Origin of the sequence: Pseudomonas sp. AU11447, assembly GCF_001672555.2 — a bacterium.
Taxonomy (GTDB): domain Bacteria; phylum Pseudomonadota; class Gammaproteobacteria; order Pseudomonadales; family Pseudomonadaceae; genus Pseudomonas; species Pseudomonas nitroreducens.
The window spans coordinates 1-24734 of record NZ_LZDG02000030.1; the positions used below are offsets into that span (position 1 = coordinate 1).

At 61.6% G+C, this 24734-nt stretch carries 18 protein-coding genes and 3 pseudogenes; 9 read left to right on the forward strand and 12 right to left on the reverse strand.

Annotated features, from left to right (window positions below; translation table 11 throughout):
* On the forward strand, nucleotides 1-1764 hold a 1764-nt coding region (locus tag A6723_RS08720; protein ID WP_139092935.1), incomplete at its 5' end, for an autotransporter domain-containing protein.
* A gap of 69 nt (nucleotides 1765-1833) precedes the next feature.
* Here A6723_RS08720 and A6723_RS32370 read toward each other — a convergent pair.
* Nucleotides 1834-2062, reverse strand: a pseudogene (locus A6723_RS32370) (transposase); the annotation flags it as partial.
* An 86-nt stretch (nucleotides 2063-2148) separates the two neighbouring features.
* On the opposite strand from A6723_RS32370, the gene A6723_RS32090 reads away from it, so the two are divergent.
* Nucleotides 2149-2292 (forward strand): DUF1329 domain-containing protein, encoded by a 144-nt coding sequence (locus A6723_RS32090; RefSeq protein WP_175405533.1) that lies wholly within the window; start codon nucleotides 2149-2151, stop codon nucleotides 2290-2292.
* Nucleotides 2293-2616: 324 nt separating this feature from the next.
* Here the strand turns inward: A6723_RS32090 and A6723_RS08725 are convergent, their stop codons facing one another.
* The 3 genes from A6723_RS08725 to A6723_RS08735 form a co-directional block, all read right to left on the reverse strand.
* Nucleotides 2617-5088 carry a TonB-dependent receptor gene (locus A6723_RS08725; RefSeq protein WP_064979612.1) on the reverse strand — a complete coding sequence of 824 codons (2472 nt, stop codon included), beginning with the start codon at nucleotides 5086-5088 and terminating at the stop codon, nucleotides 2617-2619.
* A gap of 113 nt (nucleotides 5089-5201) precedes the next feature.
* A complete protein-coding gene (locus tag A6723_RS08730; RefSeq protein WP_054910655.1) occupies nucleotides 5202-6158 on the reverse strand; it encodes a FecR domain-containing protein in 957 nt (318 codons plus the stop codon).
* Nucleotides 6155-6664 carry a sigma-70 family RNA polymerase sigma factor gene (locus A6723_RS08735; protein ID WP_054910656.1) on the reverse strand — a complete coding sequence of 170 codons (510 nt, stop codon included), beginning with the start codon at nucleotides 6662-6664 and terminating at the stop codon, nucleotides 6155-6157. Before A6723_RS08735 ends, A6723_RS08730 begins: the two co-directional genes overlap by 4 nt.
* A 308-nt stretch (nucleotides 6665-6972) precedes the next feature.
* On the opposite strand from A6723_RS08735, the gene A6723_RS08740 reads away from it, so the two are divergent.
* Nucleotides 6973-7833, forward strand: a complete 861-nt coding sequence (locus A6723_RS08740) for an SDR family NAD(P)-dependent oxidoreductase (protein WP_054910657.1) — start codon at nucleotides 6973-6975, stop codon at nucleotides 7831-7833.
* A gap of 187 nt (nucleotides 7834-8020) precedes the next feature.
* Here the strand turns inward: A6723_RS08740 and A6723_RS08745 are convergent, their stop codons facing one another.
* Nucleotides 8021-8449, reverse strand: a complete 429-nt coding sequence (locus A6723_RS08745; protein WP_054910658.1) for a hypothetical protein — start codon at nucleotides 8447-8449, stop codon at nucleotides 8021-8023.
* Nucleotides 8450-8481: 32 nt separating this feature from the next.
* Here A6723_RS08745 and A6723_RS32375 point away from each other — a divergent pair.
* Together A6723_RS32375 and A6723_RS08755 are read left to right on the forward strand one after the other, a co-directional pair.
* Nucleotides 8482-9041, forward strand: a pseudogene (locus A6723_RS32375) (autotransporter domain-containing protein).
* Between the two features lie 361 nt (nucleotides 9042-9402).
* Nucleotides 9403-10887 (forward strand): lytic transglycosylase F, encoded by a 1485-nt coding sequence (locus A6723_RS08755; RefSeq protein ID WP_054910660.1) that lies wholly within the window; start codon nucleotides 9403-9405, stop codon nucleotides 10885-10887.
* 229 nt (nucleotides 10888-11116) lie between these two features.
* On the opposite strand, the gene A6723_RS08760 is transcribed toward A6723_RS08755, so the two are convergent.
* Nucleotides 11117-11521, reverse strand: coding sequence for a hypothetical protein (locus tag A6723_RS08760; RefSeq protein ID WP_054910661.1), 405 nt, complete (start codon nucleotides 11519-11521; stop codon nucleotides 11117-11119).
* Between the two features lie 189 nt (nucleotides 11522-11710).
* On the opposite strand from A6723_RS08760, the gene A6723_RS08765 reads away from it, so the two are divergent.
* Complete coding sequence (locus A6723_RS08765; protein WP_054910662.1) at nucleotides 11711-12187, forward strand: hypothetical protein; 477 nt, start codon at nucleotides 11711-11713, stop codon at nucleotides 12185-12187.
* Nucleotides 12188-12353: 166 nt separating this feature from the next.
* Here A6723_RS08765 and A6723_RS08770 read toward each other — a convergent pair whose 3' ends face one another.
* Both A6723_RS08770 and speB read right to left on the reverse strand, forming a co-directional pair.
* On the reverse strand, nucleotides 12354-13391 hold the full coding sequence (locus A6723_RS08770; protein WP_064979614.1) for an ABC transporter substrate-binding protein: 1038 nt from the start codon (nucleotides 13389-13391) through the stop codon (nucleotides 12354-12356).
* Between the two features lie 157 nt (nucleotides 13392-13548).
* Nucleotides 13549-14517: an agmatinase gene (gene speB / locus A6723_RS08775; protein ID WP_054910665.1), complete on the reverse strand. Its 969-nt coding sequence runs from the start codon at nucleotides 14515-14517 to the stop codon at nucleotides 13549-13551.
* Nucleotides 14518-14775: 258 nt separating this feature from the next.
* On the opposite strand from speB, the gene A6723_RS08780 reads away from it, so the two are divergent.
* Nucleotides 14776-15675, forward strand: a complete 900-nt coding sequence (locus tag A6723_RS08780) for a LysR family transcriptional regulator (protein ID WP_054910666.1) — start codon at nucleotides 14776-14778, stop codon at nucleotides 15673-15675.
* 507 nt (nucleotides 15676-16182) lie between these two features.
* Here the strand turns inward: A6723_RS08780 and A6723_RS08790 are convergent.
* Both A6723_RS08790 and A6723_RS08795 read right to left on the reverse strand, forming a co-directional pair.
* Nucleotides 16183-16566 (reverse strand): hypothetical protein, encoded by a 384-nt coding sequence (locus A6723_RS08790; protein WP_139092937.1) that lies wholly within the window; start codon nucleotides 16564-16566, stop codon nucleotides 16183-16185.
* Nucleotides 16567-16972: 406 nt separating this feature from the next.
* Nucleotides 16973-17821: a helix-turn-helix domain-containing protein gene (locus A6723_RS08795; protein WP_054910669.1), complete on the reverse strand. Its 849-nt coding sequence runs from the start codon at nucleotides 17819-17821 to the stop codon at nucleotides 16973-16975.
* A 158-nt stretch (nucleotides 17822-17979) separates the two neighbouring features.
* On the opposite strand from A6723_RS08795, the gene A6723_RS08800 reads away from it, so the two are divergent.
* Nucleotides 17980-18366, forward strand: a complete 387-nt coding sequence (locus A6723_RS08800) for a hypothetical protein (RefSeq protein WP_054910670.1) — start codon at nucleotides 17980-17982, stop codon at nucleotides 18364-18366.
* 19 nt (nucleotides 18367-18385) lie between these two features.
* Nucleotides 18386-18712, forward strand: a complete 327-nt coding sequence (locus tag A6723_RS08805; RefSeq protein ID WP_054910671.1) for a hypothetical protein — start codon at nucleotides 18386-18388, stop codon at nucleotides 18710-18712.
* 171 nt (nucleotides 18713-18883) lie between these two features.
* Here A6723_RS08805 and A6723_RS08810 read toward each other — a convergent pair.
* Nucleotides 18884-20623, reverse strand: a pseudogene (locus A6723_RS08810) (ShlB/FhaC/HecB family hemolysin secretion/activation protein).
* Nucleotides 20620-24693 carry an MBG domain-containing protein gene (locus tag A6723_RS08815; protein ID WP_054910672.1) on the reverse strand — a complete coding sequence of 1358 codons (4074 nt, stop codon included), beginning with the start codon at nucleotides 24691-24693 and terminating at the stop codon, nucleotides 20620-20622. The pseudogene A6723_RS08810 and the gene A6723_RS08815 overlap by 4 nt, the downstream one beginning before the upstream one ends.
* Nucleotides 24694-24734: the final 41 nt, after the last annotated feature.

A 24734-nucleotide genomic window follows, 5' to 3' on the forward strand; every position in this document is an offset into this window, starting at 1 on the left:
ACCATCAGTGCCGGCACCCTGCAGATCGGCGACGGCGGCACCAGCGGCAGCATCAGCGGCGATATCCTCGACAATGCCGCGCTGGTCTTCGACCGTTCCGACACCGTCACCTACAACGGCACCATCAGTGGCAACGGCACGCTGACCCAGCAGGGCAGCGGCAAGCTGATACTCGAAGGCGTCAACACCTACAGCGGCACCACCACGGTGGCCGCCGGCAGCCTGATCGTCGGCGGCAGCAGCGGCTCCACGGCCAGCCTGAGCAGCGATGTGGACGTGAAGAGCGGCGCCTTGCTCGGCGGGCATGGCAGCATCATCGGTGACGTCAGCGTGGCCAGCGGCGCCACGCTGGCCCCCGGCAACTCCATCGGCACCCTGAGCGTCGATGGCGACGTCACCTTCGAGAGCGGCTCGGTGCTGGCCATCGAAGCCAACCCCGACGGCAGCTCCGACCGCCTTGAAGCCACCGGCACCGTCACCCTCGGCGGCGCCGCCCTGAGCGTGCTCGGCGGGGCCGGCAACTGGTCGCCAACCACCCAATACAGCATCATCGAGGCCGGCAGCTTAAGCGGCACCTTCGGCGTGATTACCAGTGACCTGGCCTTCCTCACCCCGACCGTCACCTACACCGACAACAGTGCCACGCTGAACCTGACGCGCAACGACATCGCCTTCGCCGAAGTGGCCGACACGCGCAACCAGCGGGCCGTGGCCAACGCACTGGCCAGCGGCTCCGGCAGCCTCGCCGACGCCGCACTGAGCCTCAACGCCGCCCAGGCTCGACAGGCCTTCGACAGCCTCTCCGGCGAGCTGTACGCCAGTGCCCGCGGCGCCATGCTCGGCGACAGCTACCAGATCCGCGAGGCGCTCGGCGAACACCTGCGCAACGTGCCCACCGGCCAGGCCGCCGGCGATGAACTGCACCATGACGCGGCCAGCGGCCTGACCTTCTGGTTGCGCAGCTACGGCAACTGGAGTCAGCACGACGGCAACCACAACGTTGCCGATATCGACAACGACAACCGTGGCACCCTGCTGGGCATCGAACTGCCGCTGAACGACACCTGGCGCGCCGGCCTGGCCGCCGGCTACGGCACCAGCGACCTGAATGTGCATGACCGCAGCTCCTCCGCCGACGTCGACAACACCACTCTGGCGGCCTACCTGGGTGGCCAGTGGCAGGCCATCAACCTGCGCCTGGGTGTGGCGCGGACCTGGAGCGATGTCGACAGCAAGCGCGACGTGCGCGTCGGCGACCTCAGCGAAACCCTCAAGGCCGGCTACGACGCCACCACCACCCAGGCCTTCGGCGAGCTGGGCTACCGCGTGCAGATCAACGACCTGAGTCTGGAGCCCTTCGCCGGCCTGGCGCATGTCGAAGTGAGCAGCGATGGCGTGCACGAGCACGGCGGCGATGCCGCCCTGAACGCCAGCAGCGAGAAGGACCGGGTCGACTACGCCAGCCTCGGTGTGCGCGGCGAGACGCCCCTGGGGCGCATCGCCAATCGCCCACTGGAGCTGCGCGGCGGCCTGGCCTGGCAGCATGCCTTGCAGACGCCCGATGGTGATACGCGTATGACCCTGGCCGGCTACGACAGTTTCACCGTGCAAGGCGTGCCAGTCGCCCAGGACACCGCCCAGGTACAACTCGGGGTCTCCCAGCAACTGGCGCCCCAGGCCAGCGTCGACCTGGGCTACAGCGGCCAGTTCGGCAGCGGCACCCGCGATCACGGCCTGCGTGCCGGCGTGTCGATCGCCTTCTGACGCCACCCGCGCGCCAGCCCTGAAGCCCCGCCCCGGCGGGGCTTTTTCATGGTTCATCGCGCTTTCCCGGAGAAGGCAGGTGTGTCGGCGGGTGCTGGCTAGGATGCCTCGAGCATAGCTTTGCGCAGATTCCGGGCAAAGCGTTGGAGCGGCGCCAGACCGCTGTCCTGGGCGTGTCGTCGCCAGCTTCACCAGCGCCGGCAGCCCTCCAGCAAAGCGGGGCGTACCAAACTTCCTTTAACGCATCCTTGAACATGTAGACGATGGCCAGCGGCTGATTGGCGTCGAGCAACTCCTGCCGTAATTGTTCAGCCGTGGCGAACTTTGGCGAGTAGGCGAAGAGTACGCGTACGTCCGCTACGACATGCAGGTACCGCGGCGGCCATGGAAGTCTTCTACGATCTGCAGAACGGTCGCTACATCGCCTCCAGCATGACCAACGAACAACGCAACGCGTATGAATTCACCTATCGCGCGTCGACGTCGGATTACACCCCAGGTGCACTATACAGCGAGGGGGTACGCTAAGCAGCTGAGGAGCGGTCGGGATCAGTCGTTTTCGCTGATCTCGGCTGGACGTTTGCCGATGTCCGCTAATGGCCGATAGCTGCCCCTGGCGAGAAACGGTTCCCCACCCTTCGCAGATATTTAATACCGTTTGACCGTCGCCGCAGCGCCTTGACGTGAACTCACAAGCACAGTTTGGGGCACCGCTTTGCAGAAGCCGTAGTGCAACGCTTCAAGGGGCAGCCGTAACTCGCATGCAGCCATTGGATCCAGCCGAGCTGGGTGAGGTGAGCGGCAATCCCTTTCAGCAGAATCATCAGGAGGAATTGCCGCTACCCACTCACCTCAGAAGTCGGCTTTCAGGGTGACGGTGTAGTTGCGTGGGTCGCCGTACTGGTTACTCGCGTTCAGCCAGCCGATGGAGGAGTAGTACTTCTTGTCGAAGAGGTTGTTTCCATTCAGTGCAACGCTGAAGTTCTTGTTGATCTGGTAGCCCAGGCGCGCGTTCCAGATGGCGTAGCCGGATTGCTTGATATCGCCCACGCCACCAGTGCCACCGAAGTTGGTGTTGTAGTTTTCGCTCTGGATGCTGGCGCCCGCGCCAGCGGTCCACTGGCTGAGTTCGCCCGGCAGGTTGTAGTCGCCCCAGAAGCGCAGCAGGTGGCGCGGCGTGTAGCTGTTGAAGGTGGAGCCGGATGACGAGGTGCCATCGCCCGGGTCGTTGAGGAACTTGGTCGAGGTGTAGGTATAGCCGGCAAACAGTTGCAGGCCCCTGAGTACCTCGCCGCTGATCTCCGCATCGAAACCTTCGGCGCGAACCCTGCCGCCGTCCACGTAGCAGTTGTCTTCGCCGTTCTGCCCGCACTCCGAGGCATAGTCATATTGGGCTCGGTTTTCCTGGTCCACGCGGAAGATCGCGAAGCTGGTGTTCACGCGGCCATCCATCAGTTCGCCTTTCAACCCGACCTCGTAGTTCGAGCCTTCGATGGGCTTGAGTGGGGTGCTGTCCTGGGTCAGCTCGGTCTGTGGCTTGAAGATGTCGGTGTAGCTGGCGTAGACCGACCATTGATTGTTCAGTTCGTAGATGAGGCCGCCGTACGGAGTGAATTCGCCGGTCTCCTTCGAATGGGCTGGAGCGGGCGAGGAGGTGGTGAAGCGGCGCAGTTCATAATCGTACTTGTAGTTGCTGGTTCGCCCGCCCACGACCAACGTCAGTGGCTCCGCCAGCTTGTAGCGTACGACGCCATAAAGCCCGTTCTGGCGAATCCTGCCTTCGGAGGCGCCGGCGTAAGTGGTGCTCAGCATCTCTTCTTCGGTTGGTTCGCGCGGGGAAACCGGGTCGTAGATGTTGATCGGCCCGAGGTTGAGCAGACCTCCCTGCACATCGTCAGTCTTCAGGTCGCTGGCGTTGGCGCCGACCACTACCTGGTGTTCCAGGTCGAAGGCGCGCCACTTGCCGGCGAGGTTGATGTCAGCGCCCTTGTTGATGTTTTCGAAGTCGTACAGGTAGGCGCGTGACTGCATGCCGTCACCGGTGGCCGGGTCGACCGCCCCCCGGCCGAAGCTGTAGAGGATGTCGTTGGTCTCGCGGATGTAGCTACCCGAGGCATTCAGGCGCCAGTCATCGTTGAAGTCATGGGTGACGTCGGCGAAGTAGGTCGTCTGCTTGTTGTTCCATTTGTTCCAGTCGGCGCCGGTGAAGGTGGAGCGGCCCGCGTGGACCGCGCTGCCATCCTTGTTGCGCGGCAGGCCGCCGAAGGATGGTGTCGAGTGCAGGTCCTCGACGCTGGCGCCGGCGGCCACCTTGGTGTCGTCGGTCAGGTCGTATTCGAGAATCCCGTAGAGCACGTTCTTGCGGCTTTCCGCCGTGTCATAGAAGTAATCCCGATCCTCGTGAGCGGCCACCAGGCGACCACGCAGCTTGCCGTCGGCAGTGAGCGGAGAACTGGCATCGATGCTCTGCCGGTAGGTGTCCCAGGAGCCGGCGCTGGCGGTGAGGGACAGCGACGGCTCGGCCTTCGGGCGTTTGCGCACGAGGTTGATGGCCGCTCCGGGGTTGCCGCTGCCCTGCAACAGGCCGTTGGCACCACGGAGCACTTCGACGCGGTCGTACAGCAACGTATCGGAGGTGAAACTGCTGCCGATGGCGTAGTAGCGGCGATCGAGCGGGACGCCGTCGTACTGGATGGTTTCTACCTCGAAACCGCGCGAGTAGATGTACTTGCCGCCGGAGGGGCTCTGGTAGGTGGTGATGCCGGTGGTTTTCTCCAGCACCTGGTCCAGGGTATCGAGGCGCTGGTCGTCCATCGCCTTGCGCGTGATGACGGTAACCGATTGCGGGATGTCCTTCAGTCGCTGGGTGGACTTGCCGATAGTGGCTTCGCTCGAGGTGTAGGAGCCGGAGCCTTCCGTCGTTGGGCCCAGGCCCTGGCCGGTAACGACCGTGTCGCTCATTTCCAGTGCTGTCGGGATTTCCTCCAGTACGTAGCTGCCACCCTGATCGACCGCGCGCAGGCCGGTGCCGGCGAGGAGGGCGGCGAACCCGGCTTCTCTCGAATAGCTGCCATGCAGACCGTCCGATTGCCGGTTGGCAGTCCTGCTGGCATCGAATGACAGCGCTGCCCCGGCCTCGCTGGCGAAACGGCTGAGCACTTCGGTCAGCGAGCCGGCAGCGATGTCGTACTGCCGGACGCTTTGTACCGCGCCGGACGATACCGGCTCTGCGGCCTGGATGGCGGGTACGCCCACGATGGCGACGCTGAAGAGGGCGGCCTGCACATGGATGGCGAGCCGATGGCGAACGAACGGATACAGCATGGTCTCTCCCCGGTAGTGGTGACCAAGTGGGTCACTGATGCCGGGAAAGCCGAACCAGGGACGAAAAAAGTGCACGGTGTTCAGAATTATTTTTTGCCGGCGTCCTGACAGCGTCAGCTGCGTGGAATCACGGTTACCCAATACCCCGTGCGATACACCGCCGTGACGGGGAAGCTGCGCTCCAGGGATCGCAGTGCGAGGTCGGTGTCATCCAGGGGGAAGGCTCCGGAAATGCGCAGGCTGCTGATGCGCGGGTCGCACCTCAGCCAGCCGTGGCGGTAACGTCCGAGTTCCTCGAGCAACTCTCCCAGCGGGCGGTCGATCGCGATCAGGCTGCCCTGTTCCCAGGCACCCACCGAGGCGCTGTTGATCTGCGCAGGGCCGATGACTCCGGAGGTGACGCGGGTGTGCTGGCCTGCTTCCAGGCGCAGGACGTTGCGCTGTCCCGGAACGGTCACTTCGACGGCTTTTTCCAGGACCGCCACATCGGTGCCGCCGCTCCAGCTGTGCACGGTGAAGCGAGTCCCGAGTGCGCGCACGCTGGCATCGGGGCTCTGCACGCGAAATGGCCTGCCGAGGCTATCGCTGGCGGTGCTCACCAGCACCTCGCCGGTACGCAGGATGATCAGGCGCTGGTTCGCGTCAAAGCGCACATCCACCGCGCTATCAGTGTTGAGCAGCATCTGGCTGCCGTCCGCCAGGGTGAAGGTGCGGCGCTCACCCACTGCGGTCTTGTAGCCAGCAGTGAAGCGTTGGCGCGTATCGCTGCGCCAACCCAGGGTGGCCAGCCCGCCCAGAGAGGCGAGCACCACGACACTGCGCAGCACCTGGCGCCGCGACGCTCCGGCCGAGGCCAGGGTTGCAGCAGCCAGGCGACCCGGTACCCGGGCCATCTGCAGGTTCACCGACTCGATGCGCTGCCAGGCGCGCTGATTGATCGGGTCGGCCGCCAGCCAGCGCTGCCAGGCTTGCTGGTCGCTGGCAGCAGGCGATTCATTGGCGAGTCGCGCATACCAGCGTGCTGCTTCGCTGATGGCCTCGCGCTCATTCGGCTTGAGGGCGTCGTTCACGAGAGGCCCGCCATGGCCAGGCAACAGTGTTCCATGGCCTTGGCCATGTACTTGTTGACAGTGCGGATGGAGATGCCCAGTCGCTCGGCAATCTGGCTGTAGGTCAGCCCTTCGAGCTGGGACAGGATGAAGGCCTGCCGGGTCTTTTGTCCCAGGCCATCCAGCATTCGGTCGATTTCCGTCAGCGCTTCGAGGAGCAGGGCCTGCTCTTCGAGGGACGGCTGGACCGCCTCGGGCAGCAGGGCCAGCGCATCCAGGTAGGCACGTTCCAGTGAGCGGCGGCGGTACAGGTCGATCACCAGTCCCCGTGCGATGGTCTGCAGGTAATGCCTGGGCTCGCGAATCACCCCGGCGCTCTTGGCCATCAGCACGCGCACGAAGGTGTCCTGCGCCAGGTCGGCCGCATCGGCGGAGTCGTTGAGGCGCTGACGCAGCCAGCCACGCAGCCAGCCGTGATGGTCGCGGTACAGCATCCCTACCGACTGCAGCGACGAATCTCCCTGCATTGCAATCCCCTAAGAACAATTTGCAAACGACAATCGTTATCAAATATACGGGATGTGGCAGGGCTTGAAAACTGCATTCTGGTGGGGGTTCGCAGTTGGTCGATAGCGCTTGATCAAGCATTCAAGGTGCTCTGCGAGCGGTGCAGTGGCTTGCGCCTGACGAATATCGGACACCGGCCCATCGGAGAGCGGTCTTCCATCCTGCGGACCTGTTCATGGCCCTGGAGCCAGCGCTTTGGCCGGCTCGGACATGGGGCGAGCGCCACGGCGCACACTAGACTGCGGCTACCCAACAGAAGGAGTGGCACATGACTTTCAACCACCAAGTGGTCTGGATCACCGGGGCATCCTCCGGCATTGGCGAGGCGTTGGCGCGTCTGCTGCTGCAGCAGGGCGCGTGCGTCATCCTCTCCGGCCGGCGCGAAGCCGCGCTGCAGGCCGTTGCCGAGCAGGCGCCACAACGCGCCCTGGTCCTGCCCTTCGAAAGCACTGACTTTGCCGCGCTGCCGCAGGTGGTCGAGCAGGCCTGGGCCTGGCAGGGTCGTATCGACTGTTTGATCAACAATGCCGGCATCAGCCAGCGCAGCCTGGCCGTGGATACCCGCTTCGAGGTGTACCGCGAGTTGATGGAAGTCGACTACCTGGCTCCAGTGGCCCTGACCCAGCAGCTGCTGCCGCGCCTGGTTGCTCAAGGGAGTGGCCAACTGGCCGTCGTCAGCTCTGTGGCCGGCAAGGTCGGAGCCCCACTGCGCACGGGCTACTGCGGCGCCAAGCATGCCGTAATCGGCTACTTCGAAGCCTTGCGCGCCGAAGTCGAACAGGCCCATGGCATCAGGGTCAGCGTGATCCTGCCTGGTTCGGTACGCACTGGCGTGGCGGTCAACGCGCTGGGTGGCGACGGTGCCCGTCGCGGCCGCTCCGACGTCAATATCGATAACGGCATGCCTGCTGATGAAGCCGCGCGGCGCATCGTCGATGGGCTGGCAGTCGGATTGCGCACCATCGAGGTAGCGGAGGGCACCGAGAAGCTCGCCCTGCAACTGCGAAGCGCCGATCCTGAGCGTCTGTTCGCGCTCACCGCCGCCGAGGGTGCGCGCCTGGCCGAAGAGCGCGCTCGCAACGGCAATGCCGATATCGACCCGGGAGCTGTGCAGCGTCTCGGTAGCTGAGGTCCGCCATCACGAAGAACAAAGCCCAGGTTCACCCTGGGCTTTTTTCTTCAGTGGTATAGGGCGTGGCCTGCTTTCGGATCAACTCAGTTTCACCCGCGGCGGGTGCTGCTGACTGGTATTGCAGCAAGTCCCTGTCTGCCGGACCTGCAGAGGTCGTGCCTTTCAGACAGGGCGACTGCGCAGGCTACTTTTTCGGGTACGAGAACGAATAGGAGTTGCAGGCATCTCCTACGCTTTTCCAGGTTTTGAAGTCGGTGATGATGTTCTGGGTATTGAATGTCAGTTCCAGACGGCACTCTTTACCGTAATTCTCCTGATAGGAGTGCGGGGTCACCGTCACGCTCCCGGCTGTCGGGCCGGCTGACAATTCGTTATAGCCCTGGGTACGGGTGAATTGTTCAGAGTAAATCCAGCGGGCGACCGAGTTGTTCTGGTCGTCCTTCACCACATCGGTGGGTTTGCCGAAAGTATCCACGGCTTCCTGCAGCGGGCGTCCTTTCCAGTCGCCCGCATCGATGATGTCCGGGATGCTCTGAAAGTAGTGGCCGCACCCTGAGAGCAGGCTGAGGCTGAAGGTGAGCGTGCTGGAAAGCAGAATCGATTTTGCAGACATGAACGGTCCTTCGTCAGTGGGGGTTATCGCCGGTGGTATGCGGTGGAGTCTATCGAGTAGGAGCTTTGCGGGTAACCTGCCGCGACAGGCCGCTCCTGAAAATCGATCTGGCCTCGTGTTCCCGTCTGGGCGCCTCGCATGCCTGGAACGACATCGACAGCCGCCGCCACGTCCAGGCCGGTGACTTCACCCTGGAACCCTTCGCGGGCCTCGCGCACGTCAAGGTCGACAGCGACAGCTTCAAGGAATACGGCGGCAGCAGCACCCTGCGCAGCGACAGCGAGCAGGACGAAGTGATCTGCACGCCTCGACGGCGCTGACCACGCTGGACTCGGTACCGCTGGCGCTGCAAGGCACGCTCGGCTGGCAACACGCCTACGACGACCTCGATTCGAAACGCCAGCTGTCGTTCGCCGGCAGCGACTCGTTCACCGTCAAGGGCACACCGCTGGCGCAGGACACCGCTCTGGCGCAACTGGGTGTGACCGCGCAAGTGGCCAGCGGCACCACGGTGGGCCTGGGTTACTCCGGGCAATTCGGCGACGGCTACACCGACAACGGCGTTCGCCTGGGACTGAACGCGAGCTTCTGAGTCCGCCAACCCGTTGCCTTTGGCTTTGTGAATCCCAGAGGCTCTCGCGCAGTCGTGAGAGCCTCTGGGGCGTCCGGCAATCCGGTGTCGCTAGGCGTGGTTCATGTAACGCAGAACGACCGCCACGGATGATCGTAAGTCCGCTACCAACCCAAGGCAGACTTGGATGGAGGCAAACGGTACGAGACCTCCGCAGCTGGGAAGCGAGTGGCGATGCGTTTGACGGGCCTTGAACTAGTCTTCAACTGACGGCGGAGCATCCCCAGTTACGCCAGCGGTATTCGCCCAGGGCTCGGCGCCGGCCACGTGACCTGGGCCTGTATTGCGACCGGTCATCCAGCTCAACGGGAAGGTTCGAACCATGGGACGCCGCAGCCTCGCTTCCGTGTGCCTGTCGTTCACGCTGTTGTCATGTCTTTACGCCCATGCCGCGCAACCCTCACTGCCCGATGCCCGGCTGACCCAGCAGGAAGAGGCGGAGGTCCGGGCCATGGTGCTGCCGATTCCGCCGGCCTGGAAGGGCGACCTGGACGGAATGCGAGAGCGCCGGCTGGTACGCATCCTCGTGCCCTATAGCCGGACCTTCTTCGCCGTCGACCGAGGGCGAGAGGCCGGAATCAGCTACGAGCTGGGCAAGGCACTGGAGGCTTGGCTGAACAAGCAGTACCCCTATGCAGAAAAGTCGCTGCAGTGGAGGGTCCTGTTTATCCCCACGCCCCGGGACCAGTTGATGCCCCAGTTACAGGCCGGCGTCGGCGACATTGCCGCAGGAGGATTGACGATCACTGACAGCCGCCTGCAGGCGGTGGACTTCGCCGCGCCTTTCGCCACGGGGATCAAGGAAGTGCTGGTGACGGCGCCCGGCAGCAAATCGCCGGACCAGCTCGAAGCGATGTCAGGACAGGAGGTCATGGTGCGGCCGTCAAGCAGTTACTACGAACACCTGCAGGCGCTGAACAGAACCTTCGCCGAAAAGGGGCTCGCCCCGGTACAGATCAAGGCGGCAGACGAGAACCTCGAGTCCGAGGACCTGTTGGAAATGGTCAATGCCGGACTGGTCCCGGCTACTGTCGTTGATCTTTACATCGCAAGGTCGTGGGGAGCGCTGTACCGGCAGATGCAGGTACACGAGAATATCGTGATCAACGCTCAGGGGGCCGAGTTCGCCTGGGCAATTCGCAAGGGCAGCCCGCAGTTGCAGGAGGCCCTGGGGGCATTCGTGCAAACGCACAAGGTGGGGACGACCTTCGGCAACTCCCTGCGCAACAAGTACGTGAAGAACAGCAAGCGACTGTTCGACGCCACGTCCGAGGCCGATATGGAAAACTTCCGCAACATGGTCGGGCTGTTCCAGAAGCATGCCGGGACCTACGACTTCGATTATCTGATGCTGGTCGCCCAGGGTTTTCAGGAGTCGCAGCTGAACCAGAAAGCGCGCAGCTCGCGCGGGGCGGTTGGGGTGATGCAGATGAAGCCCAGTACCGCGGCGGACCGCTCGGTCGCCATTCGCGGCATCGACAAGAGCGCGGACAAGAACATCGAGGCGGGCACCAAGTACATGCGGCTGCTTGCCGACAAGTACCTCAACGACTCGCAGTTGACGCCACTGAATAAGACACTGATGACCTTCGCCGCCTACAACGCCGGCCCCGGCAACCTCATGAAGTTCCGTCGCCTGGCCCAGGAATCGGGTCTGGACCCAAACATCTGGTTCGGTAACGTTGAGCACGCCGCTGCAAGAGTGGTTGGCCGAGAAACAGTCGATTACGTCGGCAACATCTACAAGTACTACGTGGCGTACAAACTGGCCGAAGACAAGAGGCGGCCTCAGCAGACGGCGCAGTGATGGGCCTCAGGAAAGGAAGATTGCGCGCGTCGGTTTCTGGGCGGTTGCTGCCTTTGTTGAAAGCCGCTTGCGACCCATTGCAGCCGTTCGTGGATAGCTCTAGACGACCGAAAGCAGTCTATTGAAGGGCTGAGCAGCAAAGATCGGAAGTCTTACCGCCCTACGAGTTCTATTGCGCTGCCGCCATATCAAAGAACCGCTTGCGAGGCTCAGGAAGAGCAGGCGCCCATTAGCTCGCCGTAATCAGTTGCGCAATGATGGCGCCCACCGATAGTGCGAGCGCCACCAGCGACACGCCCAAAGACCAAGCGAATTTCGAGTGTTCTTGATCGGCAGTCGCCAGAATCGCAGCCAGGTAAGGCAGGTTGACGGCGTGTTTCAGCTCGCCGACCTTCACAGCGAACAGCTTGACTGACGAGTTTTCACCGGTCGGATAGGCGTACTTGTGGTCTAGGTAGTAGTAGAGATACCCGAACAGCATGTGCTTGTCGCATTTCAGCTTGGCCGCTAGCGCCTCAATGTCGGTTTCAATCATCACCGTTCCGACTGCCGAAGCCTTCGTCGGAAAGGATGGGGCGTACATGTCGTAGATACAGCGGAGCACTTGCCTTTCCGTCGGAATATTCAAGGTCATTCAACGTCGTCCTGTAGTGATGGGCTTGCCTAGCCAGATGGATCAAAGCCAGAGAGTAGAATCACATCCATTCGGCGTCCGCTTCTGGCCGATAGCAGCCTGGGAAAGCGTACCCGAACGGATGCTGGCCTTTTGCCTCGTAATGCTGCACCGTTGCTACCTCTGAACATCATTCCGAGGACAGCCGAAGTGAGCAGCACGCGATTCGTAGGGAATGCGAAAGAGCTGAAGAGCGCCCTGAACGACAAGGCCGACAACATCGTGATCACTGATCGCAAGCTCGCTTTGGCGGTGCGTGTGATCAAGTCCGTGACGTACACCAAGCTTGCATTGATCGCAGGAGGAGCAGGGGTCGCGGCGGCCAGTTTCTGGAACCCGGTGGGAGCTATCTCTGGCGGCGTAGCCGGAGCCAGCGGTTTGGTGGCCTTTGGCGCGGCAGCAGGTGCGGTAGGGGCCACCGGTATCAGCGGCGGTGCGGCTGCGGTTGCCGTTGCTGCGATTGCCACCGTCGGCGTGCTTGGGTTGGCAGCAATGGTCATGCACAAGGACTACGCGCTTTCAATTGATGGTGGAGCCAATGGCAAAGCCACTACCACTGACGATAAACCCGATGTAAATGGGAAGTTCTCATTCAAGATGACCCTCAAACGCAACGGCAGCCGCTGAGGGGCGAGAGGCATGGCTGTCCTGTGAAGCACTCGCGTGCGACTCATCCTCCGGATACCCGATATGCGCTGTGCTTTCATTCAGGCCGATGACAGCCGATGCCTTCTACGCTTGATGTGCGATGTTTATATACGCCGTATGGAGTATTGCAGCGTGATGGACAGCGTCAGTTCAAACCCCTGGCTGCCCAGGCATTGAAGCGCTCCTCGAGTTCCTCTCCGTGATCAACCCAGAAAGTGTTATCAATCCGCAGGGCTTGAGCCAGGTTGTTCGGTGCCGTGTTGATGCGCTCAGCCAGGCTCTGCTCCAGCAGAGCTTGAGTGTGGACGTTGGTGGAGCCGTAGCCGAGCTTTTCGGTATGCAGTTTCTGGTGTTCAGGCCGTAGGGAAAGATTGATGAATTTTTCGGCGGCCAATTTGTTCTTGCTGCCCTTGGGGATTGCCCAGGAGTCAATGTCGTAGATGCTGTCCTGCCAGATTATCTTGATATTCGCTCCGGACTCCTGGGCGGAAAACACTCGACCGTTGAATGCGCTGGTCATTGCGACATCGCCGCTGGCCAGATATTGCATGGGCTGGGCGCCAGCTTCCCACCATTGAATGCTGCTCTTGATCTCGTCAAGTTTGCGGAATGCCCTATCGACGCCTTCCTTGCTGGAGAGTGCCTTGTAGACTTCTGCAGAGGGGACGCCGTCTGCCATTAATGCAATCTCAAGCGTGTACTTGGCACTCTTGTGCAGGCTTCGCTTTCCCGGAAACCTCTTCAGATCCCAGAAGTCTGCCCAGCCGGTGGGTTCCACTTTGAATCTGTCTGCGTTGTAAGCCATCGCAGTAGACCAGACCAATACACCAGCTCCGCATTGCGAAATAGCTCCCGGAACAAAATCTGTCGCCTCACCGATGTTCGATTGGTCCAGCGCTTCGAAAAGTCCCTCTTCGCAGCCGGTAATCAATTCTGCGCCGCCGACTTCCACTACATCCCAATTGACACTTTTAGTGTCGACCATGGCTTTGATGCGACCCATCTCGCCATTGTATTCCGTTGCTACGACGGTATTTCCAGTTTCTTTTTCATAGGGCTTGTAGAAGGCTTCGGTTTGTACCTGTTTCGCTACGCCACCGAACGAAACGACAGTGATTTCATTGGCCAGGGCCGCAGAGGTTGCCGTGGTGAGAAGAAGAGTTCCGAGAATGCTTGCTTTCATGTTTACCTCTGGCGTTTCTTGTTTTGATTATTAAACGGCGCGCGGCGAAGTGCCGGTGCTGGTTACCGTTGGCAACTCACATGAATCGTTCTTGGTGTGGCATTAATCAGTCAGTGACTTGTAGAAGGGCCGCCACGATATCGGGCGGCTTCCATTGTCATTTCACGCGGGCATCGGCGAGTACGCAGAGCATTTCGAACATCAGTGTCGCGGCATTCAATGCAGTCATGCCGGAGGGGTCCAGGTCCGGAGCTACTTCAACCACATCACCGCCGATGAGATTGAGGCCCTTCAGCCCCTTGATCAGGCGGAGCGCTTCGCGCATGGAAATCCCCCCTGCCTCGGGCGTGCCGGTACCTGGGGCGAACGCGGGGTCGAGACCGTCGACATCGAAGGAGACATAGGTTTGCCCATCGCCGACGACTCGTCGCACTTCCTGAAGCACACCGTCCACGCCAAGCTCATCGAACTCTTCGATGAAGATAACGCGCATACCGCACTCGAGGCTGTAGTTCGGTGTACCGGAATGCTCGGATCCTCGAATCCCGATCTGGATCGTGCGATGAGGGTCCAGCAGGCCATCCTCGACTGCTCGGCGGAACGGGGCGCCGTGGAAGAACTTCGAGCCGTAAAGACTATCCCAGGTATCCGTGTGGGCATCGATGTGCACCATGCCGATAGGCCCGTTCTTGGCCAGCGCCTTGAAGATCGGATAGGTGATCGAATGGTCGCCGCCGACGGTCAGCGGCATGATGTTTCTGGCGCAGACTTCCTGGTAGTACTGCTCAATGCACGCGTGGGCGTCCTCGATGTTGTACATGCGCTCCAGGTAAACGTCGCCCAGGTCACGAATAGTGCAGAGCTCGAACGGGGCAATGCCTGAAGCATGGTTCCGGGTACGCATGAGACAGGATTGCTGGCGGACGCCGCGCGGGCCGAGGCGTGCTCCGGGCTTGAAGGAAGTACCGCCATCATAGGGAACCCCGATCAGGCCGATATCGATGCCATCGAGTGATTCCGCGACAGGCGCGCGCATGAAGCTGGCGATTTCGTTGAATCGCGGGCGTTTCTGCGGGTCGTAGGCGGTTCCGTCGGCAAAATTGGTTTTGAACTTGGAGTCAGGCATAACCACCTCTTTTCCCCGCAGGACGGATTGCGGAACATATGTTGTTAGTGTTTTGAACTGTCTGAGTAACTTGCTCGCCTCAAGGGTTTTAGCGGCAAAATACGATTACGCCTTTGATTTAAACAGCTGTGCATCGGGGGGTAAATTCATTGGTGTGAAACCTAATGTTAATCAGATTATTAATGTAATATTATGCGAAATCTGCGATTTTTGGATATCATCGGGGTCGACGTGCTGATTGGCTTGCTGGGGTGATTGGTGAAGGAAAATATATATAACATTCGCCTGTTGAGAGTCTTCGTTGCAGTGGTGGAGCGAAAAGGCTTTTCTGCGGCGCAGCAAGATCTGAACATGTCCACGCCGGCCATAAGTAATTACATGAGCCAGTTGGAGATGCAGCTTGGAATGCAACTCTGCAACAGAGGGCGCTCTGGTTTCAGTCTGACCAGCAAAGGGCAGCTGATATTTGATGAAGCCAAGCGTTTATTGGGCCAGATCGATGGCTTCGAGAACTATGTTCTGGAGTTGAAGGGAGAGTTGAGAGGGGCTGTGACAGTAGGCATCCTTGATTCGATGCTCACCGACAAGCAAGTCAATATCGTTGACTTGCTGGGAAACTTTGCCTCGAAACATCCCAAGGTCCACGTCAACCTGAAAGTTCTGAATCCCTTCGAACTGCAGAGGGAGGTGCTGGAAGGTAAGATCGACCTTGCCATTGGTTCATTGCCAACCAGGATGAGCGGGCTGAAGTACATAGAGTTATATGTCGAACAGCATTGGCTGTACTGCAGTGATCGGCATGAACTGTCCAAAGTGACGAAACTTTCGCCTGAGATTGTCAGGGACAATGCTTTGCTCAATCGAGGTTACTGGTCCAGCGCCGAAGCCATGCGGCACGGCTTCAAGGATTGCTCCGCCACGATAGACAGCATGGAGGCCGCGCTGATTCTGGTGCTGTGCGGAAGTTACGTCGGCTATCTTCCTGATCATCTGGCCCTGCAGTGGGAGCAGCAGGGGAGGCTGTTCAGACTGCTCCCTGAAACGTTTGGATATCGGGCTGAATTTTCGTTGATCATGAAGAATGGGCGCAGTCGCGAACCGCTCATACAGGCTTTCAGAGACGAGATGGATAAGCTTTATATCAAGGATATAAGTTGAGGAAGAACGCGGCTCGAAATTACTGAACGCTCGGAAAAGTTGCTTGAGCCGCTCGCTGAAGGCCGGGTGTTGGCTCATTCAAGGTCTTATGAGGGGGGCTGTACTGACCTGAACGTTCTGCGAGGTCGGCCGCCCTTGCCGATGGCCCCAGGCTGCGTTGGCGCTCCGACTTTGTGCCGTGTGCTATTTCCAGGTAGTGATCGACCTCTCCCTGAAGGCAGGGCTCGCTGCGGCACGGATGGTGAGGGACGCCCGATCGCGCGACGACTCCAGCTTTAGCGTGCTTCCCTGCTTGCTGCTCACCCTGGTATTCGTTTCGTTGGGCCCGCTGTTGTATATCGTGGTCAAAGGCAGCAAGCGGAATGGCGGTAAATTCGGCCAGCAGTAAAGGTCTGTTTCCGACCCATCGCGGACTCTCATTTAATGTGCAGCACTTATCTTTCGCTTGGCTGTGCGATACATGAACCAGAGAGCAATAGACAGAGCTGTAAAAAGACCGATGGCGAGTCACAGAAGGCCAGTACGCGAGTGCTGTATACGGGCCAATGTCTGCTGTCGGCTGATGATATCTGTATCGGCACTTTTCAGGATGACCAGTCTGTTGGTTTCGACCAGGGGCGCGAGCCATATCCGAGTCCAGGAAGCGACTACGTTCTGGCCGATATAGCGCGACGTCTCTTCGTCGGTGAGGCATCGTGAGTAGCCGCCAAGATGATCAACACAAGTCAGGAGCAAAGGTTCGTTGTCGTGAGCGATCACGGTGTAATAGTTCTTTCCGATCCGCTCAACGGAAAGAATCCCCGTGGTTTCGTTCAAGGTTGCGGGAATCTCGATGGCATAGGTGAATAACAGCAAGGTTGCCATGGCCAGAGAATAGAACAACTGAGCCAAAACCATGTTCCGGCGTAATTTCCTAAGGGTGGCTGCATTTGGTTGTTCCGTACGGGGAGCGCTTCCCGGCGAGGATGGGATGGGTTTCGGTGAACTCAAAGCCACGGCGAATCCTCCATTGACTCGACTGATTCGAGCATAGATCAGTCGTTACCCGGAGGAACGAATAGCTAAGGATTTGCGTGCTTCCGGCGCATACGCCGCCAGTTCAGATTGCTTGATGCACCGGCCATTTCCGCATTAGCGTTCGATCAGGTCTTGGGGAAACGATGGCACTGGCTCTGAGCATGTGGACGATATTTGTCTAACGTCCGCTCCTGGCCAACAGCAACCATCACCCGCTGACAATGCGCCCTGTTCGACCCTCTCGAATCAGGGTTGCTCTTCGCGTTGGAGCGAGGACCTTTCAAGGCCGCAGCACGATGCCACTTCCGGCTGTTACGTCCGTGCTGCCTGCGTTGGTCGCATGCTCCAGCAGGTAGCGCGCTGGTGGTTTTCCCATTGCCTTGCGGAACATGGTGACGAAGCCGCTGGCGCTTTCGTAGCCTAATTCCAGGGCAACGGTCTGCACGCTGTCTCCCTGCGAAAGTCGCCGAAGCGAAAGGATGATGTGCAGCTGCCGGCGCCACTGTCCGAAGCTCATGCCGACCTCCTGCATCAGCAAGCGGCTCATGCTGCGCTCGCTCATGCCGATGCACTTGGCCCATTGGGCCATGGAGGTTCTGCTTGAGGGATCGGCCAGCAGCATTTGTGCAAGCTGACGTAGCCGCGCGTGCTGCGGCATCGGCAAATGAAGGTGCTCGACACTTGCCTCGCGTAACTCATCCAGCAGCACGGCGATCAATCGCGCCTCCGAGCCACTCTCGTCGTACAACGGATCGAATCCCGTTGCCTTGAGCAAGAGCTCGCGCAGCAGCGGCGAGACGGAGAGGGTGCAGCATTGGCTAGGCAAGCCTTCGATGGCGTTCGGCTCAACGAAGAGGCAGTAGCACTCGGTTTCTCCTGCGCCGCGAGCCGAGTGAGACATATCCCCAGGAATCCAGAGCGCACACTGCGGTGGGACGACCCACACGCCCTTTTCCACTTCGCAGCTGAGGACTCCGCGCACTGAGTAGATCAGTTGCGCTTTGCGATGATGGTGAAGTGCATGCTCCCAATCCCTGGCAACCTGGGACGCATTCAGTGCAGTGACCTGACGCGCGATGCTATCAACGTCCCTCGTGAGCAGAGGGTCGTCGGTGGGGCTGGAGTCCATGGCGGTCCTCGAAGCAGGCTCGAACGCCTGGCCGAAATGAAAAATATTGTGGCCGAATTGTGCAATGACGCAAGCTGGTCCGGCTGGTTATCTTGCTGGTGAACGAACGGCGTCCGCATTCGGCGGGCGCCCACCTGGCAACGCAGGAGACGGCCCACATGGTTATCGATTCCACGCTCTTTCCAATGGTCTGGATGAAGGTCGGCGCATCCACCATCGACACCGGCGATGAGGGATTCAAGGCCTTTGAAGCCTTGCTGGCACGGGCAGAGCCTTTCGTGCTGCTGGACGAGGGGAGAGCGGAACAGCGTGCCGAGGAACAGTCCCATGAAGAGAGAAAGCAGTTGTCCTTGTGGATGAAGCGCCACAAGGCCGCCTTGCGATCATTCGTCAAAGCCCAGATCTACATCGAGCCCGATCTGGACAAGCAAAAGGCAGCCGAGCAGTTCGCCGGCAAGTTCGAATCGTTCTGGGGATACCCCCTGCTGGTTGTCGCGACCCGAGGGGACGGCTGGACGCTGGCGCGCAAGCTGCTGGGCCGGTGAGCGTTGGGAGATGACCTCCATGCGCATCGTGGCAGTGAATACAGTCGAGATTGACCCGGCCATCGGCTCGATGGCGACGCTTCGAGAGGGATTGGAGGCGTTGCTGGACGACCTGGGTCATCTCTCCGGCTGTACAGCCTATCGCCTGACTTGCGGCAGTGGTCCTGGTGAAAGCTGGATCCTCACCGGGTACTGGGACTCACCTGAGCGCATGACCGCGCACTTCAATCTGCCGTGCCTGGCCAGGCTGTTCGAACTGGTGTCGGAGCGACTGATCAGTGGGCTGCGGTTCGGGACATTCCTGGTGTCGCCGCTCATTGAATCCTCCGGCGAGACGGCTCGATAGACTGACGCGAGGGAATCCCCAGGCGCTCGCACCCGGATGAGCCTGCCAGTGGGCGAGCATGGTCCCGGTATGGCGCGACGAAGAGCCGCTTGCCGATATCGGTTACCGACTCGAAGCGGGTCCATTCAACATCTCCCGAAGGCCGGCGGTTGGGTGCCGCCGGCGATTCCATCAGAAGAGCTTCAGGAAGTTCAGATAGAAACGCGGGGCCTTGCCGTTGTCATCGTCAAGCTCCTTGGCGGACACGGAGCGGGTCAGCGGGAACGCAACCTCGGGAGAAACATAGGTGTCCTTGAAGACATTCAGGTGCGCGCCGATACCGGTGGAAGAAAGGCTTTCCGTGCTCACCCAGCTGGGGTCTTCACTCCAGACCTTGCCGAAGTCCCAGAAGGCGTAGTACTGGGTCGGCACGGCGTAATCCTTGAAGGTGTGGATGCGGTTGTACTGCAGCTCGGTCTTCACCGCGAAACCGCTGTCACCGGTAATCTCCGACGGGTCGTAACCACGGCCGAACTCACTGCCGCCCACGCCGAACTGTTCGGGGCTGAGCAGCGGCTGGCCGAAGGATGTCTGCGCGGTGGCAGCAACGTAGAGGTTCAGGCCATCCATCAGTTTCGACAGGTCCTGCAGGCGCTGAGCATCTACCTGGAGTTTGGTGAAGTCGGTCTAGCCGTCTTCGCGCGAGGGATTGAGGCGACTCTCGCTGCTCGCGCCCATGATTGCCAACCCCTTGCTGATCTCGCTCTTGACCAGGTTCTTGCCGCCGTAGGCATCGAACCAGTCGTAGCTGGCACCGAGGCGCAGAGCACGGATGCGGTCCTCGCTGGAGGGCGGCAGGTTCTTGTCATCCAGGTATTCGGAGGTGCCGTTGTAGTAGGTGAAGGCAGCCGAGGTCTTGAGTGTCTCGTCGCGCTGGCGAATCCACGGCCGGGTAATGCGCACGGCGAAGGTGTCGCCGGAGCTGTTGGCATTGAGGAAGGAGTAGGTGTCGGCGTGGCCGTCGTTATGCTGGGCGAGGAAGCTGACGACATCCCCTTGGCTGCCGACCGGCAGTTCGTACTGGCCTTCGAAGAAGGTCATCTTGTTGCCCTCCAACGATTTGCCGGCGCGGATGCCGAGGTGGTCGCCGTGTCCGGTGAGGTCGTTTACGCCAACGCCAGCGTAAATCTGCCAGGGGCCGAAGTAGCGGCTGTCTCGGTTGTCGGAGCCGAAGAAGCCCTCGTATTTGCGCAAGGCGTTTTCGACGAGCAGGTCAGTGCCGCTTTCCACTGGCGAAGCCTGCAGCGTGCCGCGGCTGTCGTTGCCGGATACATCGTTCATCAGCAGCAGGTTGCGCTCGATGGTCTTGGCGGTCGGTGGGGTTTCCTGGCGGATATTGTCCGCGTAACGCGCCAGTGCCTTGTTGCTGGGGCCGGTGAAGCTGACCTGGTTCACCTTGCCCTCGAAGACCTGGAGTGCCAGGTTGCCGCCTTCCAGGCGTTGGGCCGGCACGATGGTCCGGGCCAGGAGGAAGCCGGCCTTGCGGTAGCGTGCGGTGATGGTATCGGCGACGGCGTGGATCTCGGCCAGATTGACCTGATGGCCCTCCAGGCGCTTGAGCAGCGGGTCGAAAGTGCCTGCCGGATAGCTGTTGGCGCCCACCAGCGTCACGTGGCTCACCGGGAAGCGGGTGTCGGGCAGCGCCTCCAGCTCCTGGGCCACGGGCTCGGGCGTTACGACGGTATCGGGCATTTCCAGAGTGCCGGGCATCTCGGTGGGCGAAGTGCGGATACCCGCCTTGTCGGGCATTTCCACCCGTCCGGGGTTGAGTTGGCCCAGTGGTGCGGCCTGCACCTGGCTGGTGAGCAGCAGGGCGCCAACGACCGCGATGGCCAGGCGATGCAGAGAAAAAGCATGCGATTTCATGATCATTTACCTCCCTTGCCGGGTGCCTGCAGGTCATGCGGGATCACGCTGCGGTTCCAGTCCGGGACGATGAGCTTGCCGTCCTTGAACAGGCTGTTGGCGTAGGTGAGTACGTCGCGCAGGTCTGGCGTGGTGCTCTGCTGGTTGCCGTAGGAGCGCGGCTTGCAGATCAGCTGGACGGAATAGGTACGCGCGATCGCGGGCGAAACGGTGTAGTTGGCCGAGACGGCGCTGGGGGACTCCAAAGCGTCGCAGCGAGTGTTGCCGGGCGACTGGGCCGTGATGGGCAAAGCCACCGCAGGTGCCTGGGCGGGCACCACGGGGCCCTCTGGCGCGACGGGCTCCGCGGGAGGGACCGGCTGTATCGGGGCCACCGGGCCGCTGATGGTCAGCGTGCCGTCGCGGAACACCACCCTGTAGTTGTTGCCAGCACTGAACGAAGTGCCCTGGCCGATGGCGTAGCTGCCGGTCTCTTCGCCGGGGGCACGGCTCAAGCTGCCTGTCGCGATATCCGCGCTGTCGCCATTCTTCAGGCCGCTGACCCGATGGGTCAGTTGCGGGTCGATTTGTCCCTGCGTCTTCGACTTGTCGTCCGCGCTCACCACCAGTTGGGCCGGGGTGATCTGCAGGGTGCCGTCCTTGAACACCAGGGTGTAGTTGCCGCTGGCCAGCGCCAGGTTGCCCTGGCCAATGGCGTAGCCCTGCGGGCGGACGTGCTCGCCGGCCTCCCGTTGCAGGTCGCCGCCGTTGAGCACAGCGCTCGCCTGGTCACCGTTCTTCAGTCCGCTCACGGAGTAGGAGAGCGACGGGTCGGCGTCGCCGTAGACCTTGCTCTTATCCTGGGCGACCACCTCCAGCGGGGCCGGGGTGATGTGCAGCAGATTGCCTTCGTAGGTGATGCGGTAGTTCCCCGAAAGGCCGGCCACGCCACCCTGGTGGATGCCATAGTCGCCGACATTTTCGCCAGCACTGCGGGCGAGGTTGCCGCTGACCAGGTCGGATGCGTTCTCGCCGAGCTTCTGCCCGCTGACCTGATAGGTCAGGGTCGGGTCCTGGTCGCCGTAGACCTTCGACTTTTCATCGGCCTTGACCTTGAGTTCCGCCTGTTCGACGGTCAGCGTGCCCTTGTTGTCCTCGATCCGGTAGCGCCCCTGGGAGCGCTCATCCGCCGTGATCTGGTTGGTGATGTCGTAGCCGCCAGGTTTCACATCGCTGGTCGCAGTGGCGGTCGTGGCCGGGGCGCCCACCTGGATGCCGCCGCGCCCCAGTTGCTGGTTCACGTAGTCGTCGATGCCTTTCACGGCCTGGGCGTTGCTGTCATGGCGGGTGGTCTGGGTGAGCGCCGGATTGGCATCGCCGTACTCGCGGGCCTTGTCGTCCGCGCTGACGCTGAGCGTGGCCTGGGCGGCATGATTGAGGATCACGCCCGGTTCGCCGGTCTTGTCGACGGTCTCGTAGAAGTGCACCCGACTGCGTTCGAGGGCCTGTTCGCCGGAAGCGAGCGAGGGGCCGTTGTTGTCGGCCTTCTGCAGCCAGGGTGTGTCGTTGATCAGGTTCGAAATCAGCGCATCCAGCGAGTCGACCTTGCTGCCGAGGTCGACGATGAGCTGCTGGCTCCTGCCATCCTGGGCGTTGTGCTGGATTTCCTTCTGGTCGCTCGCGCCCTGGATCGCCGAGTAAGACTCCACGCCCCAGCCATGCTCGTGCAGCGTGGAAACGACCTGCAGCCCGCCATTGGCGCCGAACGCGAACCCTACGGGCAGCGATGCGGAGGACTGCGTGCCATCGGTATCGATACGAATGACGTTGGAAAGGCTTGGGGCGGCGGCATCCGGCGTGATCTTCCAGGTGATGCCTGCCGAGTCCTTGAAGGTCAGGCCGCTGACCAGGTAGTCCGAGCTGTCGAGGTAGTTCAGCAGCACGGCCGGGTCGATTTCCTGGTAGCCGCCCTTGCCATCGGGGGTGACGTAGCCAGTGGCCTCGAACACCAGGTAGTCGAAGGACGAGCCGTCCTGGGTTTTCAGCGTCACCGCGCGGGTATTCGCGCCCCAGGTATGGGACGGCTCCGCCACGACGTCCTGATAACCGCGGTAGACCAGTTGCTGGGCGGTCACGCCGGTCAGGGTTTCGCCGGAGTAGGGCGCGGTGACGGTGCCGGTGGTCGTCGTGCCGCTGGCATTGGTCTGGTTGAAGCGGAACACGCCATTGCTGGCCTTGCCCGCCAGCGTACCGGCGTAGTTGAGGTTGCTCTCCATCCGCACGCTGGCACCTTCCAGGGCAACCTGCTTGCCCATCAGTGCGGTGCCGTCCTGCTGGATGATCGAGGCAACGTTGGAAGTGCGCAGCCAGGCGATGCCGTTGCCGACATCGATGATCGCCCGCTGGCCGTATTCCGGACCGGTGTTGTTCAGGCGGATGTCGCCGGTGGCAGCGATGAACAGGTTGCCGTCCTTGAGCAGAATCGGCGCGTTGATATGCACCGAGCCGCTGTCGCTGCTCAGGTCGGTACCCTCGTAGGATCTCCCCTGCGCGGGGTTGCCGGTGGCGATCAGCGCCAGCGTGCCGGGCTGGCCATTGCCGTCCTGGCCGATGTTGGTCGCCACGATGGCGGTGTTGACGTTGATGCGCTGGCTGGCCGAGACCTCGACATTGCCATTGGCCAGGCCGTTGACGATGGCGCTGGCGGCGACGTTCCACAGGTCGGCGGTGCTGGGCCCGGTGGCGGAGCCGTTAAGCACGCCCGTCCCCGCGTCGGCCTGGGCATCGCCGACGATGTTGACGGTCGCCGGATCGAGCAACCAGGTGCCTTTGACGGCGCCGCTGGTATCGACCCTGGCGTCGCTGGTGACTCGCAGCTGCTGGCCGGAGGTTTCCACCACGCCGCCTTGCTGCTGCCCCCTGGCGCTGGCGTGGCCGGCGAAGTGGGTGTTGCCGTCGCTCCAGACGACGACCTGGCCGCCCTGGGTCTGGCTATCGGCACGCAGCTCGGCGCCTTTGGCAATGCTCGTATTGCGGGCTCGTTGTTCGCTGCCCTTGCCCTGGTAGCTACCGCCGACCAGCACCTTGCCGCCGGCCCCGCCGGCAGCCGAGGCATCGATCTTCGCTGTGCCGGCGACACTCACTTCATCGCCCAGCACTTTCACGGTGCCGCCATTGACGCCCCTGGCACTGAGCGAGCCGCTGACCTGGGTCCGCGCCGCGTTGCCCAGGACAATGGTGCCGCCGTCGTTGCTGACCGAGTTGGCGGCAACGCTGCCCGAGACGTTGATCACCGAATCGAGGTGCTTCGCCGCGCGGGCGGCGCTCATGGCGACGACACCGTTGCCCACGTCGATCTCGCCACTGTGAGCGACACCGCCGGCGACATCGGCATTGACGCTGGATGCGTCGCCCGGCTCGCCATTGATACCGATGCTCAACAGGCCGTCGCCCTGGAAGTCCAGCGTGGCCCTGGGGCCGGTGGCCAATTGCACGAGGCCTTTCTTCGCCTGGATGACGCCGGCGTTGTTCACCTGGGCGCCGAGCAGGGCGACCATGCCGTTGTCGTGGACGGTGATCCTGCCCTGGTTGGTGACGTTGCCGGTCAGCTGGACATCCAGCTTGCCAGTCTGGGCGAACAACCTGGCCTGCTCGTCGGTGAGGAACCCGGCGCTGGCCACCAGCGCGCTGGCGGAAATATGCGCGTTCGGCCCGATCATCAGCCCATTGGGGTTGACTAGGATCAGCTGGCCATTGGAGGTGACCGCACCATAGATCTTCGATGGATCGGTCCCGATCACCCGGTTGAGCGTCACGGACTTTCCGTTCGGCTGGTTGAAGGTGATCCTGTGATCCGGGCCAACGTTGAAGCTCTGCCAGTCAATGGCGGTGCGCGGGCCGGATGTCGTGACGTCGACGCCGTTGCCCTGGCTGGAGATGGTGGCCTGGCCACCGATGACCTTGCCGCCCTGGGGCAGGTTGTCCGCCATCCCGCAGAGCGACCACGAAGACCCGAGGGTGGCTAGTGCGACTGCCACGACGAGGCGTTTCAGGCGAAGTGATGGGTGCGCGCTGGTGTGCACTGCAGGGCTCTGCATGGCGACTCTCCTGGAGTTTTTCTCTAGGGGAGATCATTCGC